This window comes from Paenibacillus sp. Z6-24 (assembly GCF_054161335.1).
The window spans coordinates 4,391,211-4,405,000 of sequence record NZ_CP096398.1; the positions used below are offsets into that span (position 1 = coordinate 4,391,211).

Sequence of the window (13,790 nt, forward strand, 5' to 3'; positions counted from 1 at the left end):
ACCTGTTCATCCTCTCTGATCTAAATCCCGTTACGTCTTCTTAATGAATTCCACCTGATTTTATCAATGATAATCCCATTTCTCCGCCTGCAGATGCACCGTTCCATTTTCTGCAAAAAAGACAATGCCCTGACTATCCGGGTCCGGGAAAATACGGCTTGTGAATACGACTTCACCATCATTTACAAAAATCTCCACCGAAGATACATCGACAAAGATGTGCAGTCGGCTCAGCGGCTGTTCCAGCACGCAGCTTCGGGTCGTTCCATACTCTTCGGCCACCGGCTGTCCCGAAGCGGAGCGATCCAGTGTCAGCCGTTTGGAGGCAGCATCGTAAGTGAGCACCGTCTTCTCGGTATCCCCTGTGCGCAGCTCGATCCCGAATGAAGATGCCTGCCCGGCAGCTCCAATTGATGCTTCACCTGTCAGCTCTGTATTCCTATCTTGTGCTGTATGCCCGCCTTCCGCTGTCTGTTCCTCTTGCATCATATAGGTGCAGATCAGTTCATATGCTTCTCCGGCAAAGTCCGGCATCTGCTGTCTTCCTGTCAAGCTGCCGCTGAATGATGCTTTGCTGCCGCGTCTTAATGCCAGACCGGGTACCGGCTTTTGCAGCAGTTTGCCGTTATGCAGATGCAGCTCACGCGGCAGTGTCAGGCAGTGCGCCCAGCCCTGATTATCCGTCGGGTAGGCGATATCCGGCAGTCCCATCCAGCCGACGATGATCCGCTCTCCATCCGGTCCGGTTGTCGTCTGCGGAGCATAGAAGTCAAAGCCGTAATCCAGTTCATGGAACTCGCCATGCTGCAGCTCCAGTGTGTCCAGATTCATTCTGCTGCCGGTTACATAACCCGACTGATAAATATTGCGATACTTATCACCCTCTGGCTGTAATCCCTGCGGGCAGAACAGAAGTACACCCTGTCCATTTATTTCAAAATAATCCGGACACTCCCACATATAGCCAAACCGTGGCAGCGATGTGTTCAGCTCTCCGGCAAAGTCCCACTGTCTGAGATCTGCTGAACGATATACCGTAATACTGCCCGTCTCATCTTCACGCTGGGCACCGATCACACAGTAGAATAGCTCGCCATCCTTCCATACTTTGGGATCACGGAAATGATCCGTATAACCGGCTGGCACTTCATCAATTACCGGCTGCTCCCACTTGGTGATCCGTCCTTCCCGGTCCATGACCGCCATGCATTGATACGGATGCCGTACCCAGTTTTCATCACGCGTATTGCCGGTATACATCAGGTATAGATGCCCTTCATGCTCGAATCCACTGCCGGAATACGCGCCGTGGGAATCCTGCCGGTCGCCCGGCGCAATACCGATCCCGCAGTCCTGCCAATTCGACAGATCCGCTGATTTCAGATGGTACCAGTACTTCATCCCATGATCCGTGCCTAGCGGAAACCACTGGTAAAAGAGATGATACTCCCCTTGATAATAAGCAAATCCATTTGGATCATTAAGCAGTCCGGTATGCGGCTGAATATGATACTGCTGCCGCCATGGGCTCTGCTTCACCTGCTGCTTCAGCAGCGCAATTTCCTCTTCATCCGCCTCTTCGATCAGACGGTATTTTTGTTCTCTGCTCATTTTCATAACTGTTCCCCGTTTTTTCTAAGGAACCGGTTCCAATTTTAATTAAAATAATAGGAACCGGTTCCAAAATAAATTAAAATAAGAACTGATCCTTTTGGTTATAGAATCAGTCAGAATAAACCTACGTCGCAACCACCTGTGGAGGAATCTATGGAACCGATTCCAAAGTTATTATAAAATCATTTTTTAGTATTTGTCAACGCTTTCTCGCTCTAATAATTGGTGATCCATGATTGTTACTTTATTTACTGGCTGCTCATTGACCAGCTGAATAATATTCCGCGCAGCAATTCTGCCAGCTTCGGTGTACGGATAGCGCACCGTTGTTAACGCCGGATGAACTACCTCAGTCACATCATATCCACCAAACCCGGTAACCGAGAGCTGTTCCGGAATCCGTATTCCCAGCTGATAGGCAGCTTTCATCACACCAAGCGCAATATTATCGGTGGCGCACACCATGATCGAAGCTTCCAGATCGCCTGATAAAATATCCAGCGCCGCTTCACGCGCATCCGGAATACGGAAGCTGGTCTCGTAATACTCCACCTGACAGCCACCTGTTTCTTCCACTGCACGGGCAAATCCCTCTTTGCGTTTGACGCCAACGGCAATATCCTGTTCGGTTACGCCAAGATAGATCAGATGCCGATGTCCTCTCGACAGCACATAACGCCCGAGATCATAGCCGGCTTCATAGTCGTTATGAATCAGACTGTGAATCTGTTCATGCTCCTGGCCTACCAACAGTACAGGGACACCGGTCTCCTCGATCGCTACCAGATGATCGTCCGTAATCCGGGCTGCCAGCAGAATGATCCCGGCGATTTTCTGACGGGCCAACTCGTAGATCGCCTCAATTTCTCGGTTCATATCCTGACTCGTATTGGAGATAATCATCCGATAACCGAACTTCCGCAGCTGATCGTCAATGCCCATTAGCGTATGCGATGTCGCAAATGAATCCAGCCGCGGTACTATCGTTCCGATAATACTGGCATTTTTGGCTTTGAGACTCTGGGCAAATGTATTCGGAATATATCCGGTTTCCCGGATAACCTGCTCCAGCTTTTTCCGGGTATTTACACTGACCGATCCGCCGTTCAGGTAGCGCGAGACTGTACTTTTAGCCACACCCGCGATTTGAGCAATATCTGAAATGGTTTTACTCATTTTCGCCTCCACATTGGCCTTTTAATCTGCATGATATACCAGCTGCAGCAGGCTGCCCGATTACCCGGCTGTCCGCTGCAGCTGATTATGATGATTGTTAATAAATTATGGGTACTGCTGCATTATTCCTTCTTTTCCAGAGCAGCTTTCAGCAGATCGCCAAGACTGGAGCCAAACTCCTCTTTTTTCTCGAACTGTTTGACCAGTTTTTGCTGCTCCCGTTTGTTGACCGGTTTGCCGCCGTCTTTGTTCAGCTTCTCGGTGATTCCACAGCCGAGACACTGGATGTACTTTCCTGCTTTGCCATCCTTGATTTCCATTTTTTTGTGGCACTGCGGACAGCGGCGGTTGGAGAGCTGCTTGCCGGTCGAACGGCGATAGCTGCAATCCTCACTCGGACAGACGAGGAAGGTACCTCTTTTGCTTTTTTTCTCCAGCATTCTGGTGCCGCAGTCCGGGCAGTGACTGTTCGAGACATTATGCGGCTTGTACTGCGCATCGCTTTGTTTGACACCGCTGACGAGCGACTCCGCCATTTGACGAATTCCCTGCAGAAATGGTTCCGGCTGGCCCTGTCCACGGGCGATTTTTTCCAGTTCACTTTCCCAGCGGGCCGTCAGTTCCGGTGTACGAAGCTCCGGTGATACAAGCTCGATCAGCTGGGTACCTTTACCGGTAGGATGCAGATGATTGCCCTGGCGTTCGATCGTATCCGAGGAGACCAGCTTCTCGATAATATCCGCGCGTGTCGCCGGTGTACCGAGTCCGTGCTTTTCCATCTGGGACAGCAGTGCTGCCTCGGTGTACCGTTTTGGCGGCATCGTTCTGCCGCTTTGTACGAGTGACCGGCGGATCATCAGGGTATCGCCCTGCTTCAGTTCCGGCAGCGTCTGCGCCGATGTCTGGCGTTCCTGCGATTTTCCAGGATCTCCCTCTTCTTCGTCATCATCCTCATCCCACTGATCCCCGTAGACCACTTTCCAGCCGCTGTCCTTAACAGTCATGCCTCTGGCATGGAATGATTCTCCTGCCGCCTCGGCGACCACCTGAACCGTATCATAACGGGCTGCCGGATAAAATAAACTGATAAACCGTCTCGCAATCAGATCATACAGCTTGCGCTCATCGGTAGTGAGCGTATTCAGCAGCAGCGTCTGTTCGGTCGGAATAATCGCATGATGATCACTTACCTTGGTGTCATCCACAATCCGGCGGCCGATATTCAGCTTGCCCCGCAGCAAGGGACGAGCGAGCGAGGCATACGGCCCTACCGCTACACTGGCCAGCCGTTCCTGCAGGGTATCCGTCATATCGGAAGACAGATAGCGGGAATCGGTACGCGGATAGGTGACCAGCTTGTGCTGTTCATAGAGCTTTTGTAGTACATTGGAAGTATGCTTGGCCGAGAAGCCAAACCGGCGGTTCGCATCACGCTGCAGCTCGGTCAGATCATAGGCGAGCGGATGAGGTTCCTGCTTCTCGCTCTTTTTCACCTGGGTAATCTGTACCTGCTTGCCCTCAAGCTTCTGCTGCAATCCCTGCACCACTTCCGCATCGAATATGCGTCCATCTCCCTGCTTACCCCGCCACTGCATCTGGAAGTTGCCCAGATCCAGCTGCAGAGTACGATAATCCTGCGAACGGAAATTGCGGATATCCTGCTCCCGCTGCATAATCATCCCGAGTGTAGGTGTCTGTACCCGTCCGGCAGACAGCGGGGCATCGAATTTGCAGGTCAGGGCTCGGGTGATATTCAGTCCGATCATCCAGTCCGCTTCTGCCCGGCAGCGTGCCGCTTCATAGAGACGGTCAAATTCCTTGCCCGGACGCAGTCTGGCAAAGCCTTCCTTGATCGCCTTGTCTGTCTGCGACGAGATCCACAGCCGCTGAAATGGCTTGTTCCATTTGGCCATCTGTATAATCCAGCGGGCCAACAGCTCTCCCTCACGGGCAGCATCGGTCGCTATGATCAGACTGCCTACATCCTGGCGCTTCATAAGATGCTGGACCGTTTTGTACTGCTGGGCACTTTCCCGCAGCACTTTGAGTCTCATTTTATCCGGCAGAATCGGTAAATCCTCCAGCTCCCATTTCTGGTACCGGTTATCATAATCTTCCGGTTCGGCCAGGCCCACCAGATGTCCCAGCGCCCAGGTAACAATGTACTGAGGACCTTCCAGGTAACCTTTTTGCTTCTGGTTACTGCCCAGCACGCGGGCAATTTCTCTTGCGACCGAAGGCTTCTCAGCCAGTACTAATTTTTTCATGGTTATGTTTCCTTTCCTTACCCTGTATATATAAATATCCATGCTACACACGAACACTTTCTGATGTCCAAACTGTATTGACCAGTAACAATATCCTTTTATTTTAACATAAATTACTGGCTCATAGATTCTTCGTATCACTGATCAGGGACGTTATCCATGCCTTGATCTACGACTTCCATACCAATTCTGCATAAATCCATTGACATGTTATATTTATTGACAATAAAATACATAATCAAACAAGTAATGGCATAATAATTAACCAAAAAGAGAAAAGAGGCGACGTAATGTTACATCACTCACGACACTCCAGGTTATCCAGGCTGAAAAAGCAGGTACTGATTTATCTTGCTGCTGCCTTGTTGGTTACACTCTCTGTCAGTACATATCATCCACTGATACATACCGCTTATGCCGAATCCACACCGGGAACAGTAGAGCCATTTATCGTAACCGAAGCGACTATCGCCGATATGCAGCAGGCTCTGGCAGCAGGTAAAGTCACCTCCGTACAGCTCGTTCAGCAGTATCTGAACCGTATCGAGAAATACGACGATCAGGGACCACAGCTAAATGCAATCCTCACGCTCAATCCGCAGGCTCTGCAGATTGCCGCTGACCTGGATCGCGAACGCCAGAGTAAGGGTTCACGCGGTCCGCTGCACGGCATCCCTATTATTGTAAAAGACAACTTTGATACCGACGATATGCCGACGACCGCCGGTTGTGTGTGTCTGAAGAACTCCATTCCTGATGACGATGCCGAACAAATCGCCCGACTCAAGGAAGCCGGAGCCATCATTCTTGCCAAATCCAATCTGCATGAATTTGCCTTTGGCATTACGACCTCCAGCTCACTGGGCGGACAGACCCATAATCCATACATGCCGGACCACTATCCGGGCGGTTCCAGCGGCGGAACAGGTGCAGCCATTGCAGCCAACTTTGCAGCGGCCGGCCTCGGTACTGATACCGGCGGCTCGATCCGGATTCCTTCCGCCTTTAACAGCCTGGTCGGTATCCGTCCTACCATTGGCTTGAGCAGCCGTGATGGCATTATCCCGCTCGCACTTACCCAGGATGTGGGTGGCCCGATTGCCCGTACCGTTGCGGATGCAGCATCTCTACTGGATGCCACCGCAGGTTATGACCCTGATGATGTGGCTACCGCCTATAGTGTAGGTCATATTCCGGACAGCTATATGGACAGTCTGCAGGCGGATGGACTGAAAGGGGCGCGTATCGGAGTTGCCTATGAATTGTTTGGCACTTCTTCAGCCGAACAGTCCGTTACCAAAGCCGTATATGGTGCCGTCGATGATATTCAGCGTCTCGGTGCTGCTGCAGTGCCTGTACAGATTCCAAAGCTGGATCAGATTATGCAATTTCCCAGCCTCAGCGGCTATGAATTCAAATTCCAGCTAAATGACTATCTGGATAGCCTGGGTGAGGATGCTCCTTATCATACACTTGCAGAGATTCTGCAATCCGGACAGTTCGACCCTTCCCAGACCGATTCTATGCAGAAACGAAATGCACTGGAGTCGCTCGATACAGAAGCGTACAAAGATATTGTTCTGAACCGCACCAAGATCACCCGTGAATCCCTGCTCAAAGTCATGGCCGATAACGATCTCGATGCCATCGTCTACCCGACCACCACCGAGCCTGCCGCCATGATTGGTGAAGAACAGGAATCAGGCAACAATAACCGCCTCAGTCCCTTTTCCGGCTTCCCGGCGATTACCGTGCCTGCCGGCTTCACCCCCGAAGGCCTGCCTGTAGGCATCGAGTTCCTGGGTCGCCCTTTCGACGAAAGCACACTGATCAAACTGGCCTACAGCTACGAGCAAGGTACCCATAATCGGAAAGCACCTGTATTAACTCCATAGTTTCATGATTCAATGAGCCGATAAACCAAAGAGCTATTATCTAACGGAAGCAAGAATATAAAAAAGTCTCATCCCAGTTCACCTTTCAAAATGAATATTCCCTTAATAACTGAATAACCCCTCTCTAGAACAAAACGATCTTCCAGACTGTTATGCACGCCAGTCTGAAAGATCGTTTTTAATCTCGCTAAATGAACCCATCTTCAAAACATATCATTTTGTCCCAATTACTATATACTCCATGAGCCATAAACACTAAGCTCCAAGCTCCAAGCTACAGGCTTAACAATTACCCCGCAGCGATCAGAAGAAGTCCATCAAATAAGTTGTAGCCGCCGGTATTCTGCTTTCCAAAATATTGATCGCTTCCGTTTTGCCAGCCAGCCTGTTCCACCGGTACAGCTCTGCAGGGCGCTTGTACCCCATCATCATTGCTGTCAGTGTCTGAATATCAGTCTGAATGCTGCTGTACTGCTGTATATCCTGCTGAACCCCTTCCGGCAGCTCGGCACGTTGGCTAACCTTAGCCTGCCCGGATTCATTAATCAGCACTTCCCAAATACCTTCATTCCATTCAGCGATCGGATCATTTACAGTAATACGAATAACCTGTACCGCGCCCGGTGTAAAAGGATACTCTTCCAGAAACTGCTTCACATTCACGATTCGTGCCATAAAGTAAGGCGTTGTCTGCTGCTCTATCCGCGGATCACGAAGCAGATAAGGCAAGCCATCATCTACCGGTGCTTTGATCTTCACCTCTGTAATCATCGAATCATGATTGGCAATATACGTCCATAGCGCCTGCCGGGAGGGCTCATCCAAATACACCAGCTCATCAATATCCATCTTGCGCTCTTTCACTGCATACAGCAGATAACCACGCGCCTCTCCTGAAGCATTATAGTAGACAGTCGTCTGCATAGAATCATCCAGAACGGAATGTGTCCACCATTCCTCGCTTCGCACCAGTGTACCGTTATAGCCGGATGCATAAGCTTCATATACTGCGTTCAGCACCGTGATATCCTTGACTCCACGCTTGATCCGACCATCTGATTGTACCTTGGCAGGCAGCAGTGCCGTAGGGATGGTATATGTTTTGTAATCGATATACAGATCCCAGCCATATTTACGATAAAAGGGGAAATAAAACGGATGCAGAAAGGAAATTGACTGGCCCGTATCATTCATTAACTGCAGCGCATGCCGAAGCAGCTGATCTACAAAGCCTTGACGTCGCTTCTCCGGCCAGGTAGCCACACTGGCGATGCCTCCCATTGCATAACGGCGGCCATGTATGTATGTCTCCATAGGCAGCAAAGTGAGCTGCGCACTCAACTCCCCATCTTCAAAAACACCCCACACCGTTTCCGGTTTAAAACGGGGCTTGATCTCTTCCAATTCCTCTGCCGATTTACGATATTGAAAAGCATACATCGACAGTTCCATACGTAGTTCAAATTCTTCTGCGGTTAATTGCCTGATTTCCATCGTGCTCATCACCTCATTCGAATAGTTATGATCTGCCGGAACCTGATATCCTCATCTGCGCCAGCACACATGAATACAGCCATCTCACCTGCCAATAAAATTGTCATTCTGCAAGCGGTATCTAATCATACTGCCATTATGGCATCTTACTTGACCACATTGCAATTCCATGCGGCCTTCTCCTACATACCTTTACACTCTTTTTCGTTGCTTTTTTCCTCCCCTTCCTTAACCATTTATAGCTTCACCCATGCCGTGATCTACCTGACTTACCTTTATTGAACTCCCATCTGTCTGCCTATGTAATGAATCTATCCATCTGTTTTTCTATCTGCTTGTATAATTCTCTACCTGTCTCCAGGAAATCAAGAACCAAAACAAATTTCAACCGTATTACATACAGTCTTATTGAAATTAGCCATCTTCTGTACCATCAAGCGCCTTGTATTTTAAATACTGATATAATGAATTTATGATTTACTTTCCAATTCTATTTACTTCCAATCTCTAATACGTTATATTAAATTAGTATCTGGTACTAATACAAGGTTCTAAATAACTTCTCCTCTAATCTATGTAGCTGCTCCTGCTGCGAAAATTCATTGAATAGACATCGTAAACTCCCCATAGGATACACTCTGCCCGCAAGCTATACAATTAACTAAAGTATGTAAAAGGTTCCGGCATAGCTTAATCCTTCCGCTATCACTTGCTTATACGGTTAACACATCGTTGTACATGTTTCCTTTAGAATAGTCCTTTAAAATAATACAATTGCTTTTTCTGAAGCCATACACATACTTAGTTGAGGTGACCCATATGACTCTATCCACTGCAAGAATTACAGCACTCGGTACTTATGTACCCGAGCAGAGAATTACCAATACCGATCTCGAACGAATGGTTGAGACTTCGGATGAATGGATCGTACAACGTACCGGTATACGGGAACGCCGTGCTGCTGCTCCCAAGCAGTTCAGCTCGGATCTCAGCATCGCAGCTGTCCAGAATATGCTGAATAACCATCCGGTTAATCTGGATGATGTAGAGCTGATCCTCGTAGCTACAACTACAGCAGATTACCAATTTCCGAGTGTAGCTACCCAGGTACAATCTTATTTCAATATTACGCGTGCCGGTGCACTGGATATAAATGCGACCTGTGCAGGCTTTGTATATGCTCTTCATATGGCCAACAGCTTTATCACATCCGGTCTGCATCGTAAAGTTCTCGTGATTGCAGCAGAGACGATGACCAAAGTTGTCGATTATACCGATCGTAACACCTGTATATTATTTGGGGATGGAGCAGGAGCCGCACTTGTGGAATACGATGCAGAGATGCCCAGCTTTATAGGTACCGTTACAGATAGCGACGGCAGCGGAGGCTGCCATGTATACCGCAGCGGCCTGTCTGACCAGATTGCAGGAACGACCATGAATGGACAAGGCAAGATTTATCAAAATGGACGCGAAGTGTATAAATGGGCAGTGCGTACTGTTCCTCAGGGAATCTCTCGCCTGCTGCAGCAAACCAATTATACCCTGGACAAGATAGACTGGTTTGTACCCCATAGTGCCAATCTGAAAATGATTGAATCCATCAGCGAAAAGTCCGGCTTTATGCCCCACCAGGCTCTTACCAGTGCTGAATGGTTCGGCAATACATCTTCCGCTTCGATCCCTCTCGCCATGCAGCAGGGAATTCAGGATAATAAGCTAAAAGCTGGAGATCATCTTGTTCTTTATGGTTTCGGAGCCGGTCTGACTCAAATGGGAATGCTTATCCACTGGAATCCCAAATCTTAACAATCACCGAATAAACTAAAAAGGATGCCTGACATAGTCAGACATCCTTTTTTTTATAAGCGGGTGATGGGAATCGAACCCACGCTATCAGCTTGGAAGGCTGAAGTTCTACCATTGAACTACACCCGCGGATCAGGGGATCATGATCTGATGAGGCAACACCAGGTTACAGCATCAAACCCAAAACAGAAATGTCATACTGCTAAATAAACAAGAATACTTATATTGTTTTCTCTAACATTCTGACATCCAAAAAAAATATATATGGAGCGGACGACGGGAATCGAACCCGCGACCCTCGCCTTGGCAAGGCGATGCTCTACCGCTGAGCCACGTCCGCAAAATAAGTATGCGGTCGAGAGGACTCGAACCTCCACGGGGGTTAGCCCACACGGACCTGAACCGTGCGCGTCTGCCAATTCCGCCACGACCGCATATTACAAAGATAAAACATATCCATTTACAAAAGGTAAATGGTGAGCCATGAAGGACTCGAACCTTCGACACCCTGATTAAAAGTCAGGTGCTCTACCAACTGAGCTAATGGCTCTAATAATGGCTGGGGATATAGGATTCGAACCTATGCGTGACGGAGTCAAAGTCCGTTGCCTTACCGCTTGGCTAATCCCCAAAATACATAAGATAAAGGGCGATCGACGGGAATTGAACCCGCGAATGTCGGAGTCACAGTCCGATGCGTTAACCCCTTCGCCACGACCGCCTTAATGTATGGGTAAAAAGCGTATACGCCCTGTCCCTAAAAAAACATGGTGCCGGCGAGAGGATTTGAACCCCCGACCTACTGATTACAAGTCAGTTGCTCTACCAACTGAGCTACACCGGCATAATCAATATCACTTTTGGCCACAAATGGCCGAAAAAAAATCCCCAGTGGGGAAACGCTTGGCAACGTCCTACTCTCCCAGGACCCTGCGGTCCAAGTACCATCGGCGCTGGAGGGCTTAACGGTCGTGTTCGGGATGGGTACGTGTGGAACCCCTCCGCCATCATCACCAAACGTCTTACCTTGCAGGTGTTAATCACCTGAAAACTGAATCCGAAACGAAACTTCGCTGCTTTAGAAGCTTATTGGATAAGCCCTCGACCGATTAGTATTGGTCAGCTCCATGCATTGCTGCACTTCCACCCCCAACCTATCTACCTCGTCGTCTTCAAGGGGTCTTACTAATTGGGAAATCTCATCTTGAGGGGGGCTTCACGCTTAGATGCTTTCAGCGCTTATCCCTTCCGCACGTAGCTACCCAGCGATGCTCCTGGCGGAACAACTGGTACACCAGCGGTGCGTCCATCCCGGTCCTCTCGTACTAAGGACAGCTCCTCTCAAATTTCCTACGCCCACGACAGATAGGGACCGAACTGTCTCACGACGTTCTGAACCCAGCTCGCGTACCGCTTTAATGGGCGAACAGCCCAACCCTTGGGACCTACTTCAGCCCCAGGATGCGATGAGCCGACATCGAGGTGCCAAACCTCCCCGTCGATGTGGACTCTTGGGGGAGATAAGCCTGTTATCCCCAGGGTAGCTTTTATCCGTTGAGCGATGGCCCTTCCATGCGGTACCACCGGATCACTAAGCCCGACTTTCGTCCCTGCTCGACTTGTAGGTCTCGCAGTCAAGCTCCCTTATGCCTTTACACTCTTCGAATGATTTCCAACCATTCTGAGGGAACCTTAGGGCGCCTCCGTTACATTTTAGGAGGCGACCGCCCCAGTCAAACTGCCCACCTGACACGGTCCCTGTACCGGATCACGGTACCAGGTTAGAACTCAGATGCGATCAGGGTGGTATCCCAACGGCGCCTCCAAGGAAGCTTGCGCTCCCTCTTCGTAGGCTCCCACCTATCCTGTACAAATCGCACCCCAGTTCAATATCAAGCTGCAGTAAAGCTCCATGGGGTCTTTCCGTCTTGTCGCGGGTAACCTGCATCTTCACAGGTATTAAAATTTCACCGGATCTCTCGTTGAGACAGCGCCCAAATCGTTACGCCATTCGTGCGGGTCAGAATTTACCTGACAAGGAATTTCGCTACCTTAGGACCGTTATAGTTACGGCCGCCGTTTACTGGGGCTTCGGTTCATAGCTTCGCTTGCGCTAACCACTCCCCTTAACCTTCCAGCACCGGGCAGGCGTCAGCCCGTATACTTCGCCTTGCGGCTTCGCACAGACCTGTGTTTTTGCTAAACAGTCGCTTGGGCCTTTTCACTGCGGCCCCCTCGTGCTATTCACACTACCGGGGCACCCCTTCTCCCGAAGTTACGGGGTCATTTTGCCGAGTTCCTTAACGAGAGTTCTTCCGCGCGCCTTAGAATTCTCTTCTCGCCCACCTGTGTCGGTTTGCGGTACGGGCACCTGCTTCCTGGCTAGAGGCTTTTCTTGGCAGTGTGAGATCATGACCTTCGCTACTGTAATTTTCGCTCCCCATCACAGCCTGGCCTTGGAGTGTGCGGATTTACCTACACACAAGCCTCACTGCTTAGACGGACATCCATCAGTCCGCGTCACTACCCTCCTGCGTCACCCCATTGCTCATAACGGCTTTCGGTGGTACAGGAATTTCAACCTGTTGTCCGTCGACTACGCCTTTCGGCCTCGCCTTAGGTCCCGACTTACCCTGAGAGGACGAGCCTTCCTCAGGAACCCTTGGGCTTTCGGCGGATCAGATTCTCACTGATCTTTTCGTTACTCATACCGGCATTCTCACTTGAATTCTGTCCAGCGCTCCTTACGGTACACCTTCAACCTAAATTCAACGCTCCCCTACCCCTGATGCAAGCATCAAGCCATAGCTTCGGTGGTGTGTTTAGCCCCGTTACATTTTCGGCGCAGAGTCACTCGACCAGTGAGCTATTACGCACTCTTTCAATGGTGGCTGCTTCTAAGCCAACATCCTGGTTGTCTAAGCAACTCCACATCCTTTCCCACTTAACACACACTTGGGGACCTTAGCTGATGGTCTGGGCTGTTTCCCTTTTGACAATGGACCTTAGCACCCACTGTCTGACTCCCGGAATAAAGTCTGCGGCATTCGGAGTTTGACTGAACTTGGTAACCCTTGCGGGCCCCGCATCCAATCAGTGCTCTACCTCCGCGACTCACCTTCCGAGGCTAGCCCTAAAGCTATTTCGGGGAGAACCAGCTATCTCCGGGTTCGATTGGAATTTCTCCGCTACCCCCACCTCATCCCCGCACTTTTCAACGTGCGTGGGTTCGGACCTCCAGTACGTGTTACCGTACCTTCATCCTGGACAGGGGTAGATCACCCGGTTTCGGGTCTACGTCCACGTACTAAATCGCCCTATTCAGACTCGCTTTCGCTGCGGCTCCGGCTTTTCACCTTAACCTTGCACGGGAACGTAACTCGCCGGTTCATTCTACAAAAGGCACGCCATCACCCCTATATCGGGCTCTGACTTTTTGTAAGCACACGGTTTCAGGTTCTATTTCACTCCCCTTCCGGGGTCCTTTTCACCTTTCCCTCACGGTACTGCTTCACTATCGGTCGCTAGGGAGTAT

At 49.9% G+C, this 13,790-nt stretch carries 6 protein-coding genes, 7 tRNA genes and 2 rRNA genes (1 of these 15 only partly in view); 2 read left to right on the top strand and 13 right to left on the bottom strand.

Translation table 11 applies throughout. The features are described 5' to 3' along the window. Positions 1 to 63: 63 nt before the first annotated feature. The 3 genes from M1D61_RS19030 to M1D61_RS19040 form a co-directional block, all read right to left on the bottom strand. Entirely contained in the window at positions 64 to 1,617 is a 1,554-nt protein-coding gene (locus M1D61_RS19030; RefSeq protein WP_458120162.1) for a glycoside hydrolase family 32 protein, read from the bottom strand. Between the two features lie 186 nt (positions 1,618 to 1,803). Beyond that, complete coding sequence (locus tag M1D61_RS19035) at positions 1,804 to 2,790, bottom strand: LacI family DNA-binding transcriptional regulator (RefSeq protein ID WP_046213923.1); 987 nt, start codon at positions 2,788 to 2,790, stop codon at positions 1,804 to 1,806. A gap of 122 nt (positions 2,791 to 2,912) precedes the next feature. Next, a complete protein-coding gene (locus M1D61_RS19040) occupies positions 2,913 to 5,057 on the bottom strand; it encodes a DNA topoisomerase III (RefSeq protein ID WP_458120163.1) in 2,145 nt (714 codons plus the stop codon). Between the two features lie 290 nt (positions 5,058 to 5,347). Between M1D61_RS19040 and M1D61_RS19045 the strand changes: the two genes are divergently transcribed. After that, positions 5,348 to 6,952: an amidase gene (locus M1D61_RS19045; RefSeq protein WP_458120164.1), complete on the top strand. Its 1,605-nt coding sequence runs from the start codon at positions 5,348 to 5,350 to the stop codon at positions 6,950 to 6,952. A gap of 303 nt (positions 6,953 to 7,255) precedes the next feature. Here M1D61_RS19045 and M1D61_RS19050 read toward each other — a convergent pair whose 3' ends face one another. After that, positions 7,256 to 8,446 carry a GNAT family N-acetyltransferase gene (locus M1D61_RS19050; protein WP_458120165.1) on the bottom strand — a complete coding sequence of 397 codons (1,191 nt, stop codon included), beginning with the start codon at positions 8,444 to 8,446 and terminating at the stop codon, positions 7,256 to 7,258. An 819-nt stretch (positions 8,447 to 9,265) separates the two neighbouring features. On the opposite strand from M1D61_RS19050, the gene M1D61_RS19055 reads away from it, so the two are divergent. Further along, entirely contained in the window at positions 9,266 to 10,255 is a 990-nt protein-coding gene (locus tag M1D61_RS19055) for a beta-ketoacyl-ACP synthase 3 (protein WP_458120166.1), read from the top strand. Between the two features lie 58 nt (positions 10,256 to 10,313). Here M1D61_RS19055 and M1D61_RS19060 read toward each other — a convergent pair. The 9 genes from M1D61_RS19060 to M1D61_RS19100 all read right to left on the bottom strand — a co-directional run. Next, positions 10,314 to 10,384, bottom strand: a tRNA-Gly gene (locus tag M1D61_RS19060). Between the two features lie 136 nt (positions 10,385 to 10,520). Next, positions 10,521 to 10,595, bottom strand: a tRNA-Gly gene (locus M1D61_RS19065). Between the two features lie 10 nt (positions 10,596 to 10,605). Further along, a tRNA-Leu gene (locus M1D61_RS19070) sits at positions 10,606 to 10,689 on the bottom strand. 40 nt (positions 10,690 to 10,729) lie between these two features. Further along, positions 10,730 to 10,805, bottom strand: a tRNA-Lys gene (locus M1D61_RS19075). Between the two features lie 6 nt (positions 10,806 to 10,811). Further along, positions 10,812 to 10,886: transfer RNA gene (locus M1D61_RS19080), tRNA-Gln, on the bottom strand. 17 nt (positions 10,887 to 10,903) lie between these two features. Continuing rightward, positions 10,904 to 10,976 (bottom strand) — tRNA-His (locus M1D61_RS19085). Between the two features lie 47 nt (positions 10,977 to 11,023). Next, a tRNA-Thr gene (locus tag M1D61_RS19090) sits at positions 11,024 to 11,099 on the bottom strand. Between the two features lie 57 nt (positions 11,100 to 11,156). Beyond that, positions 11,157 to 11,273: ribosomal RNA gene (gene rrf / locus M1D61_RS19095) — 5S ribosomal RNA — on the bottom strand. 71 nt (positions 11,274 to 11,344) lie between these two features. Next, positions 11,345 to 13,790 (bottom strand): 23S ribosomal RNA (locus M1D61_RS19100); it runs 476 nt beyond the window's last position.

Excerpts from the sequence above, each read along its gene's own strand:
- M1D61_RS19040 (WP_458120163.1), bottom strand. The coding sequence starts at position 5,057 with ATGAAAAAATTAGTACTGGCTGAGAAGCCTTCGGTCGCAAGAGAAATT.
- M1D61_RS19055 (WP_458120166.1), top strand. The coding sequence starts at position 9,266 with ATGACTCTATCCACTGCAAGAATTACAGCACTCGGTACTTATGTACCC.
- M1D61_RS19030 (WP_458120162.1), bottom strand. The coding sequence starts at position 1,617 with ATGAAAATGAGCAGAGAACAAAAATACCGTCTGATCGAAGAGGCGGAT.
- M1D61_RS19050 (WP_458120165.1), bottom strand. The coding sequence starts at position 8,446 with ATGGAAATCAGGCAATTAACCGCAGAAGAATTTGAACTACGTATGGAA.
- M1D61_RS19045 (WP_458120164.1), top strand. The coding sequence starts at position 5,348 with ATGTTACATCACTCACGACACTCCAGGTTATCCAGGCTGAAAAAGCAG.
- M1D61_RS19035 (WP_046213923.1), bottom strand. The coding sequence starts at position 2,790 with ATGAGTAAAACCATTTCAGATATTGCTCAAATCGCGGGTGTGGCTAAA.